We start from the raw sequence: 22,787 nt of genomic DNA on the forward strand, positions 1-22,787 counted from the left end.
AGGGCGCGAGAATATGCGGATCAAATGCCCCCTGTGCGGGGAACGCGACAGACGCGAATATTATTATCAGGGCGATGCGCTGGCGCTGGATCGCCCTGATGGCGACGCGGGACCGGAGGTGTGGGATAATTATTTGCACAACCGCGATAATCCGGCAGGCGTGACCCGTGATTTATGGCATCACGAGGCGGGCTGTGGTGCTTGGCTGATGGTGACGCGCAATACGGTGACGCATGCGATTTTGGCGGTGAAGCTGGCAAGCGACGCGGCTCATAACGGGGCAAGCGCATGAGGGTTGAGGGCAAAGGTCTGATTGACCGCAGCACGACGGTGCCGTTTTCATTCGACGGGCAACGCTATTGTGGCCATGCAGGTGATACGCTGGCGTCTGCCTTGTTGGCCAACGGGGTGCGGATGGTGGCGCGGTCGTTCAAATACCACCGCCCGCGCGGGGTTTTGACGGCTGGGTCCGAGGAGCCGAACGCGCTGGTTACTACAGGGCAGGGGGCAGCGGCCACCCCGAATGTGCGGGCCACAACGCAGGAGGTTTTTGCAGGGCTAGAGGCGGTAAGCCAGAACCGCTGGCCATCGCTAAACCTGGACCTGTTGGGGGTGAATGACGCCTTCTCGCAATTTCTGTCCGCCGGATTTTACTATAAAACCTTCATGTGGCCCAAATCGTTTTGGGAAAAGGTGTATGAGCCGATCATCCGCCGGTCTGCCGGTTTGGGCGCGTTAAGCGGTATGGCTGATACGGCGAAATATGATCAGGCATTTGCCCATTGCGATCTATTGGTGATAGGGGCCGGACCTGCGGGGCTGGTGGCGGCCCTGACGGCGGCGCGTGCCGGTGCCGATGTGATATTGGCCGACGAGGACATGCGCATGGGGGGGCGATTGCTGGCCGAGAATGAACCGCTGGATGGCGAGGCTGCGCATATCTGGGTTGACCGGATCGTGGCGGAACTGGCGGCGATGGACAACGTGCGTTTGATGGTGCGCACCACGGTGACGGGCGTCTATGACGGCGGCACATATGGGGCGCTGGAACGGGTCTCGGGCCATCTGGCCAACCCGCAAACAGGAGTGCCGCTGGAAACATTCTGGCAGTTTGTCGCCAAGCAATGCGTGCTGGCCGCTGGCGCTATCGAGCGCCCCGTCGCGTTCCCGATGAATGACCGCCCAGGCGTAATGATGGCCAGCGGAGTGCGGGCCTATCTGAACCGTTGGGGTGTGGCTGCGGGCCAAAAGGTAGCGGTGTTTGGCAACAATAATGACGCACACCGCACGGCGCATGATCTAAATGAGGCGGGTGTCGAGGTGGTCGCGCTGATCGACAGTCGCGCCGATGCCACAGTTTCAGGTGATTTCCCAGTCTTCACCGGCGCGCATGTGATGGGCACCAAGGGGCGCAAGGCCTTGGGCGAAATCCATGTGCAGACCGATAGCGGGATACGGAAAATCGAGGCGGATTGTCTGGCGATGTCAGGCGGTTGGAACCCGTCACTGCATCTAAGCTGCCATCTGGGCGGGCGACCGATCTGGAATAATAAGATACATGCCTTTGTGCCGGACCCTAAGAACTGTGCGGGTTTGCATGTGGCAGGGGCAGCTGCGGGGGTGTTCAGCACCAAGGGCGCTATGAAATCCGGCGTGTTTCGGGCAAAAGAGGCGCTCAAGGCGTTGGGGATCAAGGCGCGGGCAATGCCGCTACCGATTGCCGGGGATGATGACTATGCGCTGTCGCCTCTGTGGGCGGTGAAGGGCAATGGCGGACGGGCTTGGCTGGATTTTTCCAATGATGTGACGGTCAAAGATGTGGAGCTTGCGGCGCGGGAAAACATGGCGTCGGTCGAGCACATGAAGCGCTACACCACCCAAGGCATGGCACCGGATCAGGGCAAAAACTCCAATATCGGAGCACTGGTGGCGCTGGCCGATGTTACAGGGCGCAGCATTGCCGAAACCGGCACCACCACGTTCCGCCCGCCCTATGTGCCGGTGTCGATTGCGGCGATGGGATCGGGCGGGGCTGGCAAGGGGTTTGCGCCGGAGCGGTTCACCACATCGCACGACGGAACTGTGGTGCGCAAGGCACCGATGATCGAGGCGGGGCTGTGGTATCGGCCCTCATTCTTCCCGCGCGACGGGGAAAAGACATGGCGACAATCCTGTGACCGCGAGGTTATGATGGTGCGGGATGCGGTCGGGGTTTGCGATGTCTCGACGCTGGGCAAAATCGACGTGCAGGGCAAGGATGCCGCGGTATTTCTGGATTTCATCTACAGCAATATGATGTCGACGCTAAAGGTCGGGCGTGTGCGATACGGCCTGATGTTACGCGAAGACGGGTTTGTGATGGATGATGGCACTTGCGCACGGATGGGGGCCAAGCATTACGTGGTGACGACGACCACGGCGGCGGCAGGGCCGGTGATGCGGCACATGGAATTTGTGTTGCAAGCCCTGCACCCTGAATGGGATGTGCGGATCACATCGGTGACCGAACAATGGGCGCAGTTTGCGGTTGCTGGACCGAAAGCGCGGGATTTGGTGAACTCATTGGTCAAGACTCCGGTTAATAATGATAATTTCCCGTTTATGGGCTGTGGTGCGGTGCGGATCGGTGCGGTTATAGCGCGACTGTTCCGGATATCGTTTTCTGGCGAACATGCCTATGAAATTGCGGTGCCTGCGCGGTGCGGTGCGGCGATGTTCGAGACATTATTAGCGCTTTCCGAGCAGATGGGCGGCGGGGCTTACGGGATGGAAGCGTTGAATGTTTTACGCATTGAAAAAGGCTTTATCACCCACGCGGAAATCAACGGACGGGCCACTGCGTTTGATATTGGCATGGCGCGAATGGTGTCGGCCAAGAAGGAGTGCATTGGCAAGGCGGCGTCAACGCGGGCTGGGCTGAACGGGCCTGTGCGTGAACAGTTGGTTGGGCTGAAACCAGTGGGGGCGGCCAAGCAGCTGACGGCTGGGGCGCATTTGTTTGCGCGTGATGCTGCGGCTGTGCGGATCAATGATCAGGGTTATATTTCCAGCGTTTGTTTTTCGCCAATATTGGGCACACCACTGGCGTTGGCGCGATTGCAGAACGGACGGGCGCGGCATGGCGAGGTGATCCGGATGGTCGATCATTTGCGCGGTATTGAGACCCAATGCGAGGTGTGTGATCCGGTGTTTTTTGATCCAGAAGGAGGGCGGGTTCGTGGTTGAATTAAACGCTGATACCCCCTGTGCGGGGCTGCTGCCGATCACAGTCGGAACGTGCGAGTTGAACGAGGCTGTGCCTGCATCTATGACATTGCTATCGCCCTATAAAGGCAAGGAAAAGCAACTGAGTGAGGCGCTGAAAGTGGCGCATGGTATGGCGTTTGCCACACCAAACCGCAGCACCGGAAAAGCAGGGGCGCGGTGCGTCTGGTTTGGGCTGGGGCAGGGGATGTTGATCGGGCCTACGCCAGACAAGTCACTGGCCAGATACGGGGCTGTGGTGGATCAGTCTGATGGCTGGGCCGTGGTGCGGCTTGAAGGGGCGGGTGCGGTGGATGTGCTGGCGCGACTGACCTCGCTGGATTTACGCGACAGCCGTTTTAAGCGCGGGCAGACGGCGCGCAGCGAATTGCATCATATGATGGTGTCGATCACGCGGGTTGGCAACCAAGTATTTGAAATAATGGCGTTCCGGTCGATGGCTAAAACGCTGGTGCATGATTTGCGCGGCGCGATGGTGTCAGTGTCGGCGCAGGGCTGATTTTTGCTATATGAAAACCATATGAATTCCATATGAACCACATATGAGTTTTTCACGCGGCATCTAAAGAGATTCTATGCCTGCGGCGCGGATATTTATGGAACAAAAATGAGGTAAGGCACGCGTCTTGCGGCGAGGGGGCGGATATTGGATAAACATCCCTATGAGTCTGCCACCCGGTTTCCTTGATGAATTGCGCACCCGCGTCAGTCTGACTGATGTTGTCGGGCGCAAGGTGATGTGGGACACGCGCAAATCCAATCAGGCCAAGGGCGATATGTGGGCCCCGTGCCCATTCCATCAGGAAAAGACCGCCAGTTTCCATGTCGATGATCGCAAAGGGTTTTATTACTGCTTTGGCTGTCACGCCAAGGGGGATGCGATTTCCTTTGTGCGCGAGACTGAAAACGTCGGGTTTATGGAGGCGGTCGAGATCATTGCGCGCGAGGCCGGAATGCCGGTGCCCAAGCGTGATCCGGCGGCCCAAGCCAAGTCGGACCGGCGCACGCAACTGGCCGAAGTGATGGAACAGGCGGTGCAGTTCTTCCGGCTGCAATTAAAGACCGCCAATGCGGCGGTGGCGCGGGAGTATTTAGCGGGGCGCGGATTGAGCGAGGCGGCGCAGGATCGCTGGGAAATCGGGTTTGCGCCAAATGGCCGACAGGGGGTGTTTGCGCATCTGACTGGCAAGGGCATCGCACCCGATTTGGTGATTGATGCCGGATTGGCAGCAAAGCCCGATGACGGGCGCGATCCATATGACCGTTTCCGGGACCGGATCATTTTCCCCATTCGTGACGCGCGGGGCCGCGCGATTGCGCTGGGGGGGCGTGCGATGGACCCGAATGCGCGGGCAAAATACCTGAATTCGCCGGAAACCGCGCTGTTTGACAAGGGTCGCAGTCTGTATAACCACGGCCCCGCGCGGGAGGCGGCGGGCAAGGGCGCCGCCCTGATCGTGGCCGAGGGGTATATGGATGTGATCGCGCTGGTGGAGGCCGGATTTACGGCTTGCGTTGCGCCGTTGGGCACGGCGATCACCGAAAGCCAGTTGCAGATGATGTGGCGGGTGTCGCCCGAGCCGGTGATTGCGCTGGATGGGGACCGCGCCGGTTTTCAAGCCGCGCTACGGCTGATTGATCTGTCGTTGCCGCTGCTGGAGGCGGGCCAATCGTTAAGGTTCGCCTTGATGCCCGAAGGTCTGGACCCGGATGATGTGTTAAAGGTGCAAGGCAAAGGGGCGATGCAGCGTCTGGTTGATGGCGCGTTGCCGATGGTGCAACTGCTGTGGCGGCGCGAGACCGAGGGCGGGGTGTTTGACAGCCCCGAGCGCAAGGCGGCGTTGGATAAAAACCTGCGGGCGGCGATTTCCAAGATCAAGGACGCGTCGATCCGCGGGCATTATGGGCAAGCGATCAAACAGATGCGCTGGGATTTGTTTTCACCGCGCCGTGCCAGTCCAGAAAAAGGGTCGTGGAAAAAAGGCGCTTGGAAAGACAAGCCAGCCCCAAGCAAAGGCGTTGCTAAATCGTCGCTATTGGGCAATGCCGGACAGGGGGTTGAAGACCATCTGCGCGAGGCGGTTATTTTGGCAACGCTAGTGTTGAACCCCGAGGTTTTGACCAACTTTGAGGGCGCGTTGGAGCGGATGGATTTTGCGGCGTATGAGCATCGGGTGGTGCGGGACTGTTTGTTGCGGCTCGGGGCGGTTGATGATCTGCAGGGCAAGATTGAAGCCGAAGCAGGTGCTGAATTGGCGGCAGTGATGGCCCCGCGCCATGTGCAGATTTCGCCCGCCGTGCGCGCACCGGGGAACGCGGAAATCGCGGCGATGTGTGTGTCCGAGGAGCTGGCCAAACTGGAGGCGCAGCGCGGGGTTTTGCGCGAAATTGATGATGCGATGGAAGACATCGGCGGGGTGGCGGATGAGGGGCTGACGTGGCGTCTGAAAGAGGCCGCCGAAGCGCGAAATCGTGCGGTGCGCAGTGAAGGCGAGGACACGGCAGTGTTCGACACGGCCCCCAGCGGTGCGCAAATAGATCGTGAAGAACGCGACGCATTTGCCCGCCTGATGGGGGAAATTGAACAAAAGAGTGACACGAAAGCGAAAAAGTGAACGCTTTGGTGAGGAACAGGTAAAGAAATCAGGGTAAACGTATTGCGAATCAGTGATTCGCCGTGTTGATTCGAAAGTAGCACGTAAAAACGAATCACTAGTCCCCGAAAGGACCTTGTAGATGGCCGCCAAAGACACTGACGACAAAGACGATATCGCCGACACGGGCCAAGCCGCCGTCAAAAAGATGATCTCTGAGGGGCGCGAGCGGGGCTATGTCACCTATGACCAGCTGAACAAGGTATTGCCACCGGATCAGGTGAGCAGTGAGCAGATTGAAGATGTGATGTCGATGTTGTCGGAAATGGGCATCAACATCATCGAGAACGACGAAGAAGAGGACAAGGGCACGACCGATGTGACCACGACATCGGGCACCAAAGACATTGCCCTGACGGTCACGGGCGGCGAAAAGCTGGACCGCACTGATGATCCTGTACGGATGTATCTGCGCGAAATGGGCAGTGTCGAATTGCTGAGCCGCGAGGGCGAGATTGCCATTGCCAAGCGGATCGAGGCTGGCCGCAATACGATGATTTTGGGGCTATGCGAAAGCCCGCTGACGTTTAACGCGATCACCATCTGGCGTGACGAGCTGTTGAGCGAGGATATTTTGCTGCGTGATGTGATCGATCTGGAAACCACGTTCGGCAACACGATGGGCGAAGAAGAAGACGAGGAGCCTGTGGTTGCGCCAACGGCCGATGGGGCGACGGCCGAGAAGAAAGAAGAAGCGCAGGAACTGGATGCGGACGGCAACCCGATTGCGACAGATGACGATGATGACGACGAGGAAGAACAGGCCAACTTGTCGCTGGCAGCGATGGAAGCGGTGCTTAAGCCGCGGGTTCTGGAAACGCTGGACCTGATCGCGCGCGATTACGCGTTGCTTTCGGAAATGCAGGACACGCGGGTTTCGGCAACCTTGAACGAAGACGAGAGTTTTTCGAAGAAGGAAGAAACCAAATATCAGAAATTACGCACGGAAATTGTGACGCTGGTGAACGAATTACACCTGCACAATAACCGGATCGACGCGCTGATTGACCAGATGTATGGGGTGAACCGCCGCATCATGTCGATTGACAGCAATATGGTGAAACTGGCGGACCAGGCGCGGATCAACCGGCGTGAATTTATCGAGGCGTATCGCGATCACGAAATGGACCCGATGTGGCTGGAGAACATGGGCGAAAAGGCTGGCCGTGGCTGGCAGGCCTTGCTGGAACGCTCGACCCCGAAAATCGAAGAGCTGCGGGCCGAGATGGCGCAGGTGGGGCAGTATATCGGGCTGGATATCCCCGAATTCCGCCGCATTGTGCAGCAGGTTCAAAAGGGCGAGAAAGAGGCACGGCAAGCCAAGAAAGAAATGGTTGAGGCGAACCTGCGTCTGGTGATTTCGATTGCCAAAAAATACACCAACCGTGGCTTGCAATTCCTTGATTTAATTCAAGAAGGCAACATCGGGCTGATGAAGGCTGTGGACAAATTTGAATACCGCCGAGGTTATAAATTCAGCACCTATGCGACGTGGTGGATCAGGCAGGCAATCACCCGTTCGATCGCCGATCAGGCCCGGACCATCCGTATTCCGGTGCATATGATCGAAACGATCAACAAGCTGGTTCGGACGGGGCGCCAGATGCTGCATGAAATTGGCCGCGAGCCGACGCCGGAAGAATTGGCCGAGAAGCTGCAAATGCCGCTTGAGAAGGTGCGCAAGGTGATGAAGATCGCCAAAGAGCCGATCTCGCTGGAAACGCCGATTGGCGATGAGGAAGACTCGCAACTGGGTGATTTCATCGAGGATAAGAATGCGGTTTTGCCACTGGATTCGGCCATTCAGGAAAACCTGAAGGAAACCACCACGCGGGTGCTGTCGTCATTGACCCCACGCGAGGAACGGGTTTTGCGGATGCGGTTTGGCATTGGCATGAACACGGACCACACGCTGGAAGAAGTCGGGCAGCAGTTTAGCGTGACACGCGAGCGGATCCGGCAGATTGAGGCCAAGGCGTTGCGCAAGTTGAAGCATCCGTCAAGGTCTCGCAAGTTGCGGTCGTTCTTGGATCAGTAGGAGTGTGCATGAAATGAGAAACCGAAATGACTATTCTTTCGTTTCAGAACGCGCGATTGAGCAAATTCGGCAGATAGCTAATGACGCTCTGCATGAGGAAATTGCTAGAGAGGCAAAGAAACGGCTTTTGGAGGAACTCAGGTTTCATAAGGACACGTTGAGTTCGGCATTCGATTTTCGCAAGGCTCATGGGCCAACAAGGAGTATTGCGGACTCTGACGCATACTTTTTGGAAAAACTGGGTGGCTTGATATCCTTTGCGGAAATGGCGGTCGATTCCAACCTACACGGCGGAGGATACTCGCCAGAGAAAATCACAGATAACATTGGCCATTTTTCTTACCTTGTTGCGAAACTTGTAGCTGCAAATTGGACGTCACTTTCTCCACGACCGGTTTCAGACACTTCAATAAAAGAGTCATCCTTTGAAAACCGAGAAGCGCTAGAACGTCTTGTGAACAGGTGAGCCACTATCGTGTCACCTATGCCGATGTGATTGCCGCACATGAGGAGGCCATGCGATATGGTGGGCGGTCAGGTGTTGTAAGTTCTGAGTTGATCCAATCTGCAATCGGTCGGCCATATTCGGGTTATCACCGTGCAATATCGCGCAAGGCAGCGGCGCTGATGCATGCGCTTGTTCAAAATCACGGGTTTACTGATGGCAACAAGCGCACAGCGCTCATCACAACGGAATTGTTGTTACGGCGAAGTGGGTATCGTCTCGTTTTGCACGAAAACGAAAAGGTGGATGATATCGTTGTAATGGTAGCAAAGGGAGAAATGACGTTTGAAGAACTTGTGCCTTGGCTCAAAGTCCGTTTGGTTCGGGCTTGATTGACATGCAAACCACATTCACTATCCCCACCACCGGCCCTGGCCTCTATGAATTCACTCGCCAAGTTGCCGATTGGGTTACCGGCGACGGACTGCTGACGCTGCTGATACAACACACCTCGGCCAGCCTGCTGATTCAGGAAAACGCCGACCCGGAAGTGCAGACTGATATGCAGAACTTCTTTCACCGCTTGGTGCCACCCACTACCGACCCAAAAATGGCCTATCTGACCCACACCTATGAGGGCCCCGACGACATGCCCGCCCATATCAAGGCGGCGATGTTACCGGTCAGCTTGTCAATTCCTGTCCAAAATGGCCAAATGCGGCTAGGAACATGGCAGGGAATTTACCTTTTCGAACATCGCAACGCATCGCATGACCGCCAAGTGGTGGCGCATCTGGGATGAATTCAGGAGCAAAGTAATGATACGGACAAGCATTTCAATATTGGCATTTGTGGCGAGTACGACCGCGGGTTTTGCCGAATGTGCCAGCCCGAACGCTACATTTCTGACCTGCACCTTTAGCGGGGCGCGCCAATACGTCGATGTGTGTGTGAAAGGCGATGACGTGACCTATACATTCGGATTTGTCGGTGCGCCGCCGGATTTGCAACTGTCGGTCCCTGTGGTGGACGCCGATTTTGTGCCGTGGCCTGGCGTTGGCAGTAGCATTTACGAGAGCATGTATTTTACCAATGGGGATATCACCTATGAGGTCCTGGGAGGTGTTTCGCGCATTGTTACGTCCGAAGACGGCGACACCGAAGCCGAAATGCAGTTAGAGAAATGGGGCGAGATCAACGTGTTTATGTATCGTGACGACCCCGAACAAGAAAAAAATCTGGTGACGTTATTATGTGATGTAGGAACGTCCAGTTACGTTTATGGCGGCAGCATTTATGATGCCAAGATTGCAGCCGGTCAGTGCTGGGATTTTAACGAACGCAGCTGGGGTGCTTGTAACTAAGGATAACGTGCGCCCGTTACAGGGCACACGTTTGCGCATTTGTTAGTCGTCCAGAACGAACGTCACCATCATATTAACGCGGAATTCCATGACTTTGCCGTCTTTGACAGACACTTTTTGCTCTTTCACCCAAGCACTGGTGATGCCGCGCAGGGTTTTGGAGGCGCGTTTGATGCCTTCCTCAACTGCGTCATCAAAGCCTTTTTTCGAGGATGAGGATATTTCGGTTACACGTGCGACACTCATAATAATCTCCCTTTGGTTAAGGGGGGTAGGGTTCCACAAAAACGCCACGTAGCAAAGAAAAAACCGTAATTTCTGACGAAGATGTGTTGAGGATAAGTGACAATATATAGCGGGTGCATTTCCCCCCTACCCAAAGGGTTGCGGCTGTCCTATAGTGCCTGTGGATAACACATTCACTAACCCAATGGAGAGGCTATGCGCTGCCCTTTTTGTGGAAACGTCGATACCCAAGTCAAAGATTCACGGCCCGCCGAGGACCACGCGGCCATCAGGCGAAGACGGTTTTGCCCGGCCTGTGCAGGACGGTTCACTACCTATGAACGCGTGCAATTGCGCGACCTTGTGGTGATCAAATCCAACGGTCGCCGCGAGGAATTCGGCCGCGATAAGCTGGAGCGTTCGATCCGCATGGCGCTGCAAAAACGCCCAGTCGAGCCAGAGCGTATGGACCAGATGATTTCCGGCATCATCCGCCGGTTGGAAAGCATGGGCGAGACAGACATCAAATCCGATGTGATTGGCGAGATTGTGATGGAATCTCTGGCGCGGATCGACACCGTGGCCTATGTGAGATTTGCCAGTGTTTACAAGAACTTCCAGGCGGCTGACGACTTTGATAAATTTGTCAGTGAACTGCGTCCGGATGTTGAACCGGACGAGTGACCCAAGCAGCCAGTGATGCGCGTTTCATGGCGCTTGCCCTGTCGTTGGGCGAGCGTGGTTTGGGGCGTGTCTGGCCCAATCCAGCGGTTGGTTGTGTGATCGTTTCAAATGGCCGGATTGTCGGGCGTGGCTGGACCGCCGATGGCGGACGGCCCCATGCGGAAACCATTGCGATTGAACAGGCGGGGGATGCGGCGCGGGGCGCGGTGGCCTATGTTACGTTAGAGCCATGTGCGCATCACGGTAAAACCCCGCCCTGTGCCCAAGCGTTAATCGCGGCGGGGGTAGCGCAGGTTGTGAGCGCACTTGAGGATCCGGATGCGCGGGTGGCGGGCAAGGGCCACGCGATGTTGCGGGATGCAGGGATCGAAGTGGTGACGGGGGTTGGGCAGGTCGCCGCTGAGCGGTCGCATTCCGGTTTTTTGAAACGGGTGCAGGATGGCCGCCCAATGGTCACCCTTAAACTGGCCAACAGTTTTGACGGGCGCATCGCCACTGCCACGAAGGAAAGCCAGTGGATTACGGGCCCGGGCGCCCGCCGGATGGCACATTTGATGCGGGCACGTCACGATGCGGTGATGGTGGGTGGCGGCACGGCGCGCAGCGATGACCCGTCGCTAACCGTGCGTGATTTGGGCGTAGATCGGCAACCGGTGCGGGTGGTTGCGTCGCGGCGACTGGATTTGCCGCTGGGCGGAAGGTTGGCGACCACGGCGCGGGATATTCCGCTGTGGCTGTGCCACGGGGCGGATGCTGATCTGGCATTAAAGGATGTATGGACAGGACTAGGCGCAACGTTGCTGCCGTGTGATGTGCGCCACGGCATGCTGGAGCCTACCTCGATACTGCAGGCCTTGGGCACGGCAGGATTAACGCGGGTGTTTGTCGAGGGTGGTGGTGCGTTTGCCGCGTCATTGCTGGGGGCAGGGCTGGTGGACGAGCTGATCGGGTTCACCGCAGGCATTGCCATCGGGGCCGAAGGGGTTCCGTCTTTGGGGCCGATGGGATTGCAACGATTGGCGTCCGCACCACGGTTTGAACTGGTGGAGTGTCGGGCCGTGGGAGGTGATGTGATGCATCGCTGGGTGCGGGGCTAACAGCTAGCGCCCGCCTGCTACGTTCAGCGTGCTGCCGGTCACATAGGACGCCTTGTCCGACATCAGCCACAGCGTTGCCTCGGCCACTTCATCTGCGGTGCCCATGCGTTTCATCGGGATCCAGCTTTCCATTTTGGCCCCACGGTTCGGCTCGCCGCCTTTGGCGTGGATTTCGGTATCAATAATGCCGGGGCGGAGGCCAACAACCCGCACACCTTCATTGGCGATCTCTTGCGCCAACCCGATGGTCATCGTGTCGATCGCGCCTTTGGTGGCGGCGTAATCGACATATTGATTGCCCGCGCCAAGGGTGGCCGCGATCGAGGACATATTGACGATTACCCCGCCGTTTCCGCCGTATCTGGTGGACATCCGGCGCACGGCCTGACCCGCAACCAGAAAGGCACCTATTACGTTGACATCAAAAATGCGGCGCAGGCGGGCGTGGTCGATTTCATCCACCCGCGCTGCCACATCGACAATGCCTGCGTTGTTGACCAACGCATCCAGTCGGCTGAAATCATTGTCAAATGCTTTGAACAAGGCGTCAATTTGCGCTGGATCAGCCACATCGCATTGGTATATCTCGCAGCGCTTGCCGGTGGCCTGCACGACCTTGGCCACAGTCTCGGCGCCTGCTTTGCCGGACCTATAGGTCAACGCCACATCATAATCCCGAGTTGCAGCGATGCGTGCCACAGCCGCGCCGATACCGGCGCTGCCGCCGGTTATTAGAACACATTTTGCCATGGCATCTATCCCTTCCTTCGCCCTCATGGCCCACTTGATCATCGTCAGGGTCAACCCTGCAATATCCGGCTAACCATTTCGGTGGTGTCGGGCGACAGCCCGTCGGTAGCCGCAATCCGTTCCAGCGCCGTTTTGATCATGGCTTGTCGTTCGCCGCTATAGCGGCGCCATGTCTGGAACGCGGTCATCATGCGGGCGGTGGTTTGCGGGTTCACCGGGTCCAGCGCAATCAGCCAATCAGCCAACAGGCTGTAGGATGCGCCTGATGCGTCGTGGAAACCGGCGGCATTCATCGACAAGGCCCCGAATACAGCGCGAAACCGGTTCGGATTGGTCATCTCGAAGTCCGCGTGACGGGTCAGGGCGTCGGCAATGCTTGCCGCCTTCTCGGGTGCTGCTAGGCTGACCTGTGCGCCGAACCATTTGTCGATCACCAGACGGTCGGCTGCCCATTGTTCATAGAACGCGGCCAGCTCGGCCTCGCCGGTATCGGCGTCCAGCAGGCAGGTCAATGCGCCGAATTGCTGGGTCATGTCGGCGGCAGCGGCATATTGCGCCCGCGCCGCAGCCCCCCCGTCCAGCCGTGTGATCAGCGACAGAACTGCACCTTGCAACGCGCGTTTGCCAACGGGTCCCGCATCGGGCGAATAGGGGGCGGGCACATGCATTTCAGCGTAAAGGCGGGGCAGAATATCCTGCACATGCTGTGCCTTGGCTTGTTCCAGTGTTTGGGCCGCGCGGTAGATTTGAGCGGGGTCCGGCACATGGCCAGATTGGGCCAAGGATTGCGCGATATCGTCCTGACCGGGCGCGCGCAACATCAAGGCACGGTAGGCCGGATCAAGGCTGTCATTGCGCACGACCTGCGCCAAGGCATCCAGATATAAGGTGTCGGCTGTGGCCCCCTGCGTGACCATCCGCAGCATCAGATCCTTGCCCAAAACGCGCCCTGCCTCCCAGCGGTTAAACTGGTCGGTGTCATGCGCCAGCAGGAACGCGCGTTCCTTGTTGCTGGTGTCGCGGCGCAGCACTACGGGGGCGGAAAATCCGCGCAGGATCGACGGGATAGGTTTGGCTGCCAGCCCCTCAAAGCTGAAACTTTGCTCGCTTTCAGTCATCTCGAGAACCGTGGTTTTCAGCACTTCATCCCCATTCTGGCCAAGCAACCCGACGGCAATCGGTAAGACCTGTGGCTGTTTCATCACCTGCCCTGGTGTGGGCGGTGTTTTTTGTTTGAAATGAAGGGTGTATGTGCCGCCCTTATAGTCATCAGTCACGGTCAGGATCGGTGTGCCAGCCTGTGAATACCAACGCTTGAACTGGGTCAGGTCACGCCCTGTGGTGTCCTCGAACACCTGCAACCAGTCCTCGATCGTGGCGGCGTCGCCGTCGTGGCGTTCGAAATATAAATCCAGCGCACGGGCATAATCCGCATCCCCCACCAGCCGTTTCAACATGCCGATCACCTCGGCGCCTTTTTCGTAAATTGTGGCGGTGTAGAAGTTGTTTATTTCAACGAAGCTGGCGGGACGAACCGGATGCGCCAGCGGCCCCTGATCCTCGCGAAATTGCCGCCCGCGCAGCTGCAACACATCGTTGATCCGCTTCACCCCGTGGCCACGCATATCTCCGGTGAACGACTGGTCCCGAAACACGGTCAGTCCCTCTTTCAGGCACAGTTGGAACCAGTCGCGGCAGGTGATGCGGTTGCCGGTCCAGTTGTGGAAATATTCATGCGCGATGATCGCCTCGATGCGTTCAAAATTGGCGTCAGTCGCGGTTTCTGGGCTGGCCAGAACGCAAGACGAATTGAAGATGTTCAGCCCCTTGTTTTCCATCGCCCCCATGTTGAAATCATCCACCGCAACGATGTTAAACAAGTCCAGATCATATTCGCGTCCGTAAACATCTTCGTCCCATTTCATCGACTTTTTCAGGGCTTCCATACCGAAGGCGCATTTGTCGATGTCGTCGGGCCGCACCCAGATGTTCAATTCAACCTTGCGTCCCGACATGGTGGTGAATGTGTCAGTAACGTTGCGTAAATCGCCTGCCACCAGCGCAAACAGATAGGCCGGTTTTGGCCACGGGTCATGCCATTGCGCCCAACCTGTGCCGTTGCTGGTCTGGTTGCCGTTGGACAACAATACTGGCAGATCGCCCTCAATACGCACCGTGAAAACGGCCATCACGTCGGGGCGGTCGGGGTAGTAGGTGATACGCCGGAAGCCTTCGGCCTCGCATTGGGTGCAATACATTTTGTTGGACATGTATAGCCCCTCAAGCGCTGTGTTGCTTTCGGGCGCAATCTCGACCTCGCATTCCCAGTCGAAGGGGGCATCGGGCACTTTGGCGGTCAGCCCGTCGTCGGTCACGTAGGGTTTCCAGTCTTGCCCGTCGATTGAGGCGCGGATCAGGGTCAGATGTTCACCGTGCAGGAAAAAGTCACGGTTTTCTGTTTCCGGATTGGGCCGAAACCGGATTTTCGAGATCACCCGCGTTGCGCCGCCTGACAGTTTGAACGTCAGATGCACCGTATCTACCAGATAGGCGGGCGGGGTGTAATCGGACAGGTGGATTGTGACAGCGTCTTTTGGCATTTCGGGCATCCTTTGGAAATTTGCGCTAGGGTAACCGATGCAAATCGGGGTGCAAGCGGCTTTCCTTAAGGCTGTCATGTGTGAAATCGCACATAAGCCTCATTGGGTGTGCGTAACGTGCGCTATGCGAGGGATGAGTCTTGTCGTATATGGAAAACAGGACAATCAACAACAGGTCACACATATGGCACGCCCAATCATCGGAATTATCGCCAACTTCAACACGCTTGACGGCGATTATACTGTCCATGCCAGCGGCACGATGAATTCCGAGGCGATCAGCAATGTTGCCGGTTGTATGCCACTGCTGATCCCGACCAGCCCGAAATATGTCACGGTCGACGAATTGCTGGAGGCTTGCGATGGATTTCTGTTCACTGGCGGGCGCCCCAATGTGCACCCGACAGAATACGGCGAAAAAGAAACCGAGGCGTATGGCACGTTTGACCGTTGCCGCGATGAAATTACCCTGCCGCTGATCCGCGCCTGTGTGGACCGTGGCCAGCCGTTTTTCGGCGTTTGCCGTGGTTTTCAAGAGGTGAACGTGGCGATGGGCGGCACATTATACCCTGAGATCCGCGACCTTGAGGGGCGAATGAACCACCGGATGCCGCCCGATGGCACGCTGGATGAAAAATTCGCGCCGCGTCATTGTGTGCGCTTTACCAAGGGCGGGGTGTTTGACCGGATTTTGGGTGATGCCAACGTGATGACCAATACCCTGCACGGGCAGGGGATCAAGGATGCGGGCCCGCGCATTGTGGTTGACGGCTACGCCGATGATGGCACGCCCGAGGCCACCTATGTGCGCGACGCGCCCGGCTTTACCCTGGCTGTGCAATGGCACCCTGAATATAACGCGGGCAATGATCCGGTTTCGCGGCCGCTGTTTGAACGTTTCGGCGATGCGGCGCGCGACTGGGTGGCTGGGCGAACGCACGCGCTGAAATCGGCGTGAAGCAGGCGAATTAACCGCTTGACCCTCAACTAACTGAAGCTGCACAGTTTGCAGACAGCGACAGGAATGCGGGGCGATATGAACAATAATTTACGCAGTGGCATCGCGGTGCTGGCATTGGCCGGTTTCGGGGCGTTGATTTATACATCTTACAACAAACCGCAAGTCGTGCCTGCAACGGGCGAGGCCCTCACAGGCCGTGCTATTGTCGGGGTCACAGTGCCTGACCTTGCGGGCAAAGCCGCGCTGGGGCAGGCGGCCTATGTTGCCAAATGTGCATCGTGCCACGGGGAAAACGCTGTAGGGCAGGTCGGGGTTGCCCCGCCGCTTGTGCACAAGATTTACAAGCCATCGCACCACGGGGATGCCGCATTTCTGATAGCCGCGCGCAACGGTGTCCGGTCGCACCATTGGCGGTTTGGAAATATGCCGCCGGTTGACGGGATCACGGATGCCGAAGTTGGCACAATCATCGCCTATGTCAGGGCGCTGCAGCGGGCCAACGGCATTAACTAATCTATACCTGCTTGCTGATCAACGTTTTCTGCGCCTATGGTGCATGGAACTGTTAAAGCAATTCGACTTATGTTTGCAACACATTAAGCTGCCTTTCGCTAACGCTCAAACGCGTAATGTGTTGCAATATGATTTATGGTAAAGTCGAAACGTTATAGGCAAGGGGAATGATCCTGTGAAACGCTCGACCATCAATGATATTATGGCATCAGCGGACGATATGATCCGACATTTCGGCTTTACCCTGCCGCCTTTTGCCTATTGGTCACCGGATGAATTCAAGGCCAATGCACCCCGTTCAGATGCGGTGATAACGGCGCGGATGGGCTGGGATATAACCGATTACGGGCTGGGCAAGTTTGACGAGATGGGCCTGTTCCTGTTCACCCTGCGCAACGGGCGTCTGGCCGATCTGCAACGTGGTGGCGGTATGTGTTACGCCGAAAAGCTGCTGATCTCGCGCAAGGACCAGATCAGCCCGATGCACACCCATGTGATCAAGGCCGAAGACATCATCAACCGTGGAGGTGCGACACTGGCGGTAGAATTGTTCGGCTCGGACGCGGATGGCAATTTTGACGGTACATCAGGCGGCACCGTATTTTGCGACGGGGTTAAGCGGGCATTTGCAGCGGGTGAAATCCTGATGCTGCCCCCCGGGGCCAGCGTTACCCTGATGCCCGGTGACTGGCACGCGTTCTGGGGCGAAGGCGGTGATGTGCTGATCGGCGAGGTATCAACAGTCAATGACGACGAGACCGACAATGTGTTTCGCGAGAAAATTGGCCGCTTTGCCAATGTGGACGAAGATGTGACCCCGACCCACCTGCTGGTTTCAGACTACGACCGGTGGCTATAGTGCGACCTCCCCCTTCTTCTTGCTCTAAATACCTGCGCCGCAGGCATCCGGCCACTTGATCAGGTGGCAAAATCAAAGGTTTTTGACAACGGTAATTCTCGCGCCCGCATGCCCGTTAAATCAAACAGCGCATTGGCCAAGGCCGGCATGGAGGGCGGTGTTCCAGGCTCGCCAACGCCGCCCATATGGATGTTGTTTTCCAGAACCTTCACTTCGATGTTAGGGGCGGTTCCCATCCGTAGCGCGTCGTAATCAGGGAAGTTTTCCTGCTGCACTTCGCCATCTTCAAAACTGATTTCACCATGCACGGCAGCGGACAGCCCGTAAATCATCCCGCCCGACATCTGGGCGCGGATGTTGCGCGGATCCAGCGCCGTGCCAACGTCACAGGCGATCCATGCGTTGGTGATGCGGATGCCATCGTCACTGTTGGCCACCTCGATCACTTGGGCAACGGGGGTGCCGAACGACCATGTGAATGCCACGCCGCGCCCTATTCCATCGGGCGTTTTACCGTTCCAGCCCGACATTTTGCGCACCTCTTCCAGCAAAGTGGCTGATGGGGCGCTATGGGGGGCAATCAGCTCAATGCGAAACTGTAGTGGATCAGCCCCTGCCGCATGGGCCATCTCGTCAATAAAACTTTCGTGGAAAAACCCGTTGAACGAATTGCCCACCGAACGCCAGAACCCGATGGGCACATCGACATCGGCCAAATGGCCCGCGACGCGGTAATTCGGGATGGCGTAGGGCTGATTACTGGCCCCCTCCATATGCGCCACATCTGCGCCGGGCGGGGCAAAGCCGGAAATGCGCAGCAAGGATTGGCGGGTCACTGACGGCGCGGCAATTTTGGCGTCAAATAGCACTGCTTTGCCGTCCTTTACACCGCCCCGCATCTGGGCAATGGCGGCGGGACGGTAGAAATCATGCCGCATGTCTTCTTCACGGCTCCATGTGACTTTGACGGGCACATCCGGCATCGCTTGCGCCACTTTGGCAGCCAGCACGGCAGCGTCTGCCTCGGCACGGCGCCCGAACCCACCACCCAGAAACGGGGTGTGGACTGTGACTTGCGCATCCTTCAGGCCGACCGCATCTGCGGTCTTGGCCTGCAACACGATTGGCGCCTGATTACCGCACCAGATTTCAAGCGCGTCACCCGTGAACAGCGCAGTTGCGTTCATCGGCTCCATCGTCGCGTGCGCCAGATAGGGCACACGGTATTGGGCACTGATTTCGGTGGCACCGTCGGGCATGGTATCCGCGTTGCCGTCATTGCGCAGGGTTGAATTGGGGCTGTCGTCTAGTGATGCCTCGATCACTTGCATCATCGCCTCTGTGGTCGCGGGGTAGGGGGCGGCTTCCCATTCGATCTGCACCGCATCTGCCGCCTGAATTGCCAGCCATGTGTTGCTGGCCACCACGGCTATGCCGTTGCCAAGGTCAATCACCCTCTCGACACCGGCCATCGCTTTGGCCTCGCTCGCGTCAAACGAGCTCATCCCAGCGCCAAGCCGTGGATTGATCCGCACCGTAGCGAATCTCATCCCCTCCAACCGGATATCTGCTCCGTATTGCGCTGTGCCGGTGGATTTGGCCACCATATCGACGCGTGGCATATCGCGGCCCAGATATTTCCATTCGGAGGATGGGCGCAGGGTCACGTCTTTGGGGGGCGTGATGCTTGCTGCCGCCTCGGCGAGATCAATATAGGGCAGTTTGGTGCCGTCCGGCGCAATGACATGACCGTTTTCGGTGCCATAGTCGCCATCACCCATTTGTGCGGTAGCCGCCAGTTTCAAAACCTCACGCGCCGTCGCGCCAGCCATGCGCATTTTCACGTAGGCATCAATGGTGGCCGTTGATCCACCGGTGACCTGCAAGGCCAGAGTTTTGGGCAACACATCCATCGCTTCACGGGTAAAATTTTGCCATGCGGTGCGTTTGCCATCCTCGAATTCCGCGTGGCCTGTGATCAGTGCACCGTTGTAATAGGCTTGTGCTGCGGGGCCATGCAGCACGCGCACATCTTCCCACGCCACATCCAGCTCCTCAGCCACGAGGGCGGCCAAAGTGCTGTGCACCCCTTGGCCCATTTCAGCCCGTGGCGCGATGATAGTCACGCCTTGCGGATCAATGATCAGATAGGGGTTCAGGGTATACGCGCCTTCGGCAGGGGTCAGCGGGTTCGCGAGCAGCTTTTTTGCCTGATAAACCCCGAACGCCACGCCACCAGCCACGGCTGCGGTGGAAATCATAAAGGCGCGGCGGGTGTATTTTCTGATCCGTCCCATATTCACGCCCCCCGCATTTCGGCAGCCGCAGTTTTGATCGCCGCGCGAATGCGCCCATAAGTGCCACAGCGGCACAGATTGCCATCCATCGCCTCATTAATATCGGCGTCCGTTGGGGTGGTATTTTTAGCCAGCAAGGCGGCGGCCTGCATGATCTGGCCGGACTGGCAGTACCCGCATTGCGCCACCTGATGCGCAACCCAAGCCTTTTGCAACGCGGCCATATTATCCGGTGTGCCCAACCCCTCGATTGTGGTCACATCGCCATCCACATCCGACAGCGCCACCTGACAGGATCGCACCGCCTCGCCGTTGATATGCACGGTGCAGGCCCCGCAGGCCGACACACCGCACCCGTATTTGGTGCCGGTCATGCCCAATGCATCGCGCAGCACCCACAACAGAGGCACGTCACCCGGCAGGTCCACTTGATGGATCTGACCGTTGATGGTTAAGGTGGTTGTCATTGCGCGCCCCTTTGCCTGTTATCTGAACTTGTTAGTTTAGCATAGATGCAGGCCATACCAAAGGTCCATGCCCTGTGTTTCTTTTTCGCATAAATATCCCCGCCGGAGGCTAAAAGTTTTCTTGCCTGCGGCGCGGATATTTATGGAACGAAAATGCTTATAGTTCTGTGCGCAGATGCCAGAGTTCGGGGAAAATCTCGACATCCAGCATTTTGCGCAAATAGGATGTGCCGCTGGTGCCGCCGGTGCCGCGTTTTAGGCCAATGATGCGCTCGACCGTGGTGACGTGGTTAAACCGCCAGCGTCGGAAATAATCCTCGAAATCGACCAGCTTTTCGGCCAGCTCGTATAGCTCCCAGTTTTCGTCCGGATTCTTGTATACCTCAGTCCATGCGGCCATGACGCCCGCATCAGCCTGATAGGGTTGTGACAGGTCGCGGTTCAGCACGGCATCCGGCACCTTGTGGCCCGCCTTGTGCAAGACTTGTAAAGCCGTGTCATAGAGGCTGGGTTGCGCCAGTTCCGCCCGCAGAATTTTGGCAATATCGGCACGATGTTCATGCGGTTTAATCATCGCCACATTGCGATTGCCTACGGCAAATTCGATCAAACGGTATTGCCATGATTGAAAGCCCGAGGATTGGCCAAGCGTTTCGCGAAACGTGGTATATTCCGAGGGCGTCATGGTGCGCAGCACGTCCCATGCGGAGTTCAGTTGCTCGAATATCCGTGCCACACGGGCCAGCATTTTGAACGCATGGCGCGGGGTGCCGCCAGCCAATGCGCTGCGGGCTGCGACAACCTCGTGAATGGCCAGCCGCATCCATAATTCACTGGTCTGGTGCTGGATGATGAACAGCATTTCGTCATGCGCCGCGCTTAGCGGGTGTTGTGCGTCGAGCAGCTTGTCCAGATGCAGATAATCGCCATAGGACATGCGCCCGTCAAAGGACATTTCAGCGCCATCGTCAGCGGGGTTGAATGGGTTTTTCATTGTGGTTCTCCAGAACACTTTTCATGCTGATCTGTTCAGATCAAGGCTCATACAGAAGCGTTCGAATTCTTGCCCGTTGTGGGTGTGGATTTCGGGGGCATCCACCTGCCAGCCCTGTTTGGCAAAAAAACCGGCGGGCAAAGTGGCTTGCGTGGGTGGTCAGCCGTTTCAGGCCAGTGTCATGCGCCCATTCAAGCAGCGGGTCATAGACAGCTTGCGCCACGCCGCGACCCATCCATTCGGGCAGCACAAAGGCAAGGTCAAGGTAGCCGTCAGGTGTAACGGCCATAAATCCGACGATCTGGCCGTCAACCTCGGCGAGCCAGCGCAATAGCGCATCATCCGCTGCGGGGCTGTCAGATTTTGGCTGCTCTGATACGGCCCAAGCGACGCGTTGTTCTTCGGTATAAAACGCAGCCGCACCTTCGTGCACAGACCGGTAGTAGACATGGTAAAGTGCTGTGTGGTCTTGGGTGTGGCGCGGCGGACACTTATGTCACCCGGCTGCGTTGTTTGTATTCGTCCTTGTCCCATAGGGTATTATCCATCACATCCTTTATGATCGCAATGGCGGCGTCCACGTCCGCCTCGTCGATGTATAGCGGGGTAAAGCCAAAGCGCATGATACCGGGGGCGCGAAAATCGCCGATCACACCGCGCGCGATCAGGGCCTGCATCGCCGCGTAGCCGTTCTCGAAATGGAACGACACTTGTGAGCCGCGTTGCATCCCGTCGCGCGGGCTGGCCAGTTTCAAGGCGGGGCAGGTGGCCTCGACCCCAGCAATGAACTGGTCGCATAGGGCAATGGATTTTGTCCGCACATCGGCCATATCGGCCATGTCCCAGACATCCATCGCGGCCTCTAATGCAGCGAGTTGCAACACCGGCGGGGTGCCGACGCGCATCCGTTCAATGCCGCTGCCTGCGGCATAGTTCAGATCAAACGCGAAAGGGGCGGCGTGGCCCAGCCAGCCAGACAGGGCAGGGCGCACGGTCTGCGTGTGACGCGGTGCAACGTAGATGAACGCGGGCGCACCAGGGCCACCGTTCAGGTATTTATAGGTGCAGCCGACGGCGAAATCGGCGTTGCAACCAGCAAGGTCGACGGGCAGCGCGCCCGCTGAATGGGCCAGATCCCAGATCACCAGCGCGCCTGCGGCATGTGCCAGTTCGGTCAGCGCTTTCATGTCGTGTTTGCGCCCTGTGCGGTAGTCGATCTCGGTCAACATCAGCACTGCCACATCCTCGTTGATGTGATCGGCCACATCTGCGGGGGCGGGGGTTTTCAACTGGTGTTGGCGTCCTAAGGATTCGATCAAACCCTCGGCCATATACAAATCCGTCGGAAAATTGCCGTTATCAGACAGGATCACGCGCCGGTCAGGGCGCATTTCCAGTGCCGAGGCCAATGCTTGATAGACTTTGATCGACAGGGTATCGCCCATCACCACATGACCGGATTCGGCACCGATCAGCCGCGCAATGCGGTCGCCAATCTGGGTGGGCTGTTCCATCCAGCCCGCACGGTTCCAACCGGTGATCAGCATTTCACCCCATTCGTCCTGCATGGTTTTG

22 protein-coding genes are annotated in these 22,787 nt (G+C 57.6%); 14 read left to right on the top strand and 8 right to left on the bottom strand.

The features are described from left to right. Window positions 1–13 precede the first annotated feature (13 nt). The 9 genes from ACWB12_RS09045 to ACWB12_RS09085 all read left to right on the top strand — a co-directional run bounded on the left by ACWB12_RS09045 (window position 14) and on the right by ACWB12_RS09085 (window position 9,765). Window positions 14–292: a sarcosine oxidase subunit delta gene (locus ACWB12_RS09045; RefSeq protein ID WP_479529748.1), complete on the top strand. Its 279-nt coding sequence runs from the start codon at window positions 14–16 to the stop codon at window positions 290–292. After that, window positions 289–3,225 carry a sarcosine oxidase subunit alpha family protein gene (locus ACWB12_RS09050; RefSeq protein ID WP_479529749.1) on the top strand — a complete coding sequence of 979 codons (2,937 nt, stop codon included), beginning with the start codon at window positions 289–291 and terminating at the stop codon, window positions 3,223–3,225. Before ACWB12_RS09045 ends, ACWB12_RS09050 begins: the two co-directional genes overlap by 4 nt. Continuing rightward, on the top strand, window positions 3,218–3,763 hold the full coding sequence (locus ACWB12_RS09055) for a sarcosine oxidase subunit gamma (protein ID WP_479529750.1): 546 nt from the start codon (window positions 3,218–3,220) through the stop codon (window positions 3,761–3,763). The genes ACWB12_RS09050 and ACWB12_RS09055 overlap by 8 nt, the downstream gene beginning before the upstream one ends. A gap of 163 nt (window positions 3,764–3,926) precedes the next feature. Beyond that, window positions 3,927–5,879 carry a DNA primase gene (gene dnaG, locus ACWB12_RS09060; RefSeq protein WP_479529751.1) on the top strand — a complete coding sequence of 651 codons (1,953 nt, stop codon included), beginning with the start codon at window positions 3,927–3,929 and terminating at the stop codon, window positions 5,877–5,879. 121 nt (window positions 5,880–6,000) lie between these two features. Beyond that, the gene (rpoD, locus tag ACWB12_RS09065; RefSeq protein WP_479529752.1) at window positions 6,001–7,956 is read left to right on the top strand and encodes an RNA polymerase sigma factor RpoD; all 1,956 of its coding nucleotides are present in this window, start codon (window positions 6,001–6,003) and stop codon (window positions 7,954–7,956) included. Window positions 7,957–7,969: 13 nt separating this feature from the next. Next, a complete protein-coding gene (locus ACWB12_RS09070; RefSeq protein WP_479529753.1) occupies window positions 7,970–8,422 on the top strand; it encodes a hypothetical protein in 453 nt (150 codons plus the stop codon). Next, window positions 8,419–8,793 (top strand): type II toxin-antitoxin system death-on-curing family toxin, encoded by a 375-nt coding sequence (locus ACWB12_RS09075; protein WP_479529754.1) that lies wholly within the window; start codon window positions 8,419–8,421, stop codon window positions 8,791–8,793. Before ACWB12_RS09070 ends, ACWB12_RS09075 begins: the two co-directional genes overlap by 4 nt. Window positions 8,794–8,798: 5 nt before the next feature. Beyond that, entirely contained in the window at window positions 8,799–9,203 is a 405-nt protein-coding gene (locus ACWB12_RS09080; protein ID WP_479529755.1) for a secondary thiamine-phosphate synthase enzyme YjbQ, read from the top strand. Between the two features lie 16 nt (window positions 9,204–9,219). Further along, window positions 9,220–9,765 (top strand): hypothetical protein, encoded by a 546-nt coding sequence (locus tag ACWB12_RS09085; RefSeq protein WP_479529756.1) that lies wholly within the window; start codon window positions 9,220–9,222, stop codon window positions 9,763–9,765. Between the two features lie 42 nt (window positions 9,766–9,807). Here ACWB12_RS09085 and ACWB12_RS09090 read toward each other — a convergent pair whose 3' ends face one another. Then, complete coding sequence (locus ACWB12_RS09090; RefSeq protein ID WP_479529757.1) at window positions 9,808–10,011, bottom strand: dodecin family protein; 204 nt, start codon at window positions 10,009–10,011, stop codon at window positions 9,808–9,810. A gap of 195 nt (window positions 10,012–10,206) precedes the next feature. Between ACWB12_RS09090 and nrdR the strand changes: the two genes are divergently transcribed. Next, a complete protein-coding gene (gene nrdR, locus ACWB12_RS09095) occupies window positions 10,207–10,674 on the top strand; it encodes a transcriptional regulator NrdR (RefSeq protein WP_479529758.1) in 468 nt (155 codons plus the stop codon). Then, window positions 10,671–11,771 carry a bifunctional diaminohydroxyphosphoribosylaminopyrimidine deaminase/5-amino-6-(5-phosphoribosylamino)uracil reductase RibD gene (gene ribD, locus ACWB12_RS09100; RefSeq protein ID WP_479529759.1) on the top strand — a complete coding sequence of 367 codons (1,101 nt, stop codon included), beginning with the start codon at window positions 10,671–10,673 and terminating at the stop codon, window positions 11,769–11,771. The genes nrdR and ribD overlap by 4 nt, the downstream gene beginning before the upstream one ends. Window positions 11,772–11,774: 3 nt before the next feature. Here ribD and ACWB12_RS09105 read toward each other — a convergent pair whose 3' ends face one another. Both ACWB12_RS09105 and pepN read right to left on the bottom strand, forming a co-directional pair. Continuing rightward, window positions 11,775–12,521: an SDR family oxidoreductase gene (locus ACWB12_RS09105; protein WP_479529760.1), complete on the bottom strand. Its 747-nt coding sequence runs from the start codon at window positions 12,519–12,521 to the stop codon at window positions 11,775–11,777. A gap of 50 nt (window positions 12,522–12,571) precedes the next feature. Then, window positions 12,572–15,121: an aminopeptidase N gene (gene pepN / locus ACWB12_RS09110; protein WP_479529761.1), complete on the bottom strand. Its 2,550-nt coding sequence runs from the start codon at window positions 15,119–15,121 to the stop codon at window positions 12,572–12,574. Window positions 15,122–15,305: 184 nt separating this feature from the next. Here pepN and ACWB12_RS09115 point away from each other — a divergent pair, with 184 nt between their 5' ends. The 3 genes from ACWB12_RS09115 to ACWB12_RS09125 all read left to right on the top strand — a co-directional run bounded on the left by ACWB12_RS09115 (window position 15,306) and on the right by ACWB12_RS09125 (window position 17,454). After that, on the top strand, window positions 15,306–16,079 hold the full coding sequence (locus ACWB12_RS09115; protein WP_479529762.1) for a gamma-glutamyl-gamma-aminobutyrate hydrolase family protein: 774 nt from the start codon (window positions 15,306–15,308) through the stop codon (window positions 16,077–16,079). 78 nt (window positions 16,080–16,157) lie between these two features. Further along, complete coding sequence (locus ACWB12_RS09120; protein ID WP_479529763.1) at window positions 16,158–16,595, top strand: c-type cytochrome; 438 nt, start codon at window positions 16,158–16,160, stop codon at window positions 16,593–16,595. 175 nt (window positions 16,596–16,770) lie between these two features. Further along, window positions 16,771–17,454, top strand: coding sequence for a D-lyxose/D-mannose family sugar isomerase (locus ACWB12_RS09125; protein ID WP_479529764.1), 684 nt, complete (start codon window positions 16,771–16,773; stop codon window positions 17,452–17,454). A 59-nt stretch (window positions 17,455–17,513) separates the two neighbouring features. Here the strand turns inward: ACWB12_RS09125 and ACWB12_RS09130 are convergent, their stop codons facing one another. From ACWB12_RS09130 to kynU, 5 genes are all read right to left on the bottom strand, one after another. After that, window positions 17,514–19,751 (bottom strand): xanthine dehydrogenase family protein molybdopterin-binding subunit, encoded by a 2,238-nt coding sequence (locus ACWB12_RS09130; RefSeq protein ID WP_479529765.1) that lies wholly within the window; start codon window positions 19,749–19,751, stop codon window positions 17,514–17,516. Window positions 19,752–19,753: 2 nt separating this feature from the next. After that, window positions 19,754–20,218 carry a (2Fe-2S)-binding protein gene (locus tag ACWB12_RS09135; protein WP_479529766.1) on the bottom strand — a complete coding sequence of 155 codons (465 nt, stop codon included), beginning with the start codon at window positions 20,216–20,218 and terminating at the stop codon, window positions 19,754–19,756. Between the two features lie 157 nt (window positions 20,219–20,375). Beyond that, window positions 20,376–21,212 (bottom strand): tryptophan 2,3-dioxygenase, encoded by an 837-nt coding sequence (gene kynA / locus ACWB12_RS09140; RefSeq protein ID WP_479529767.1) that lies wholly within the window; start codon window positions 21,210–21,212, stop codon window positions 20,376–20,378. A 40-nt stretch (window positions 21,213–21,252) separates the two neighbouring features. Then, entirely contained in the window at window positions 21,253–21,645 is a 393-nt protein-coding gene (locus ACWB12_RS09145; protein WP_479529768.1) for a GNAT family N-acetyltransferase, read from the bottom strand. A 58-nt stretch (window positions 21,646–21,703) separates the two neighbouring features. Then, window positions 21,704–22,787, bottom strand: a 1,084-nt coding sequence (gene kynU / locus ACWB12_RS09150) for a kynureninase (RefSeq protein WP_479529769.1), incomplete at its 5' end; no start/stop codon positions are given.

Source organism: Profundibacter sp. (genome assembly GCF_056498605.1).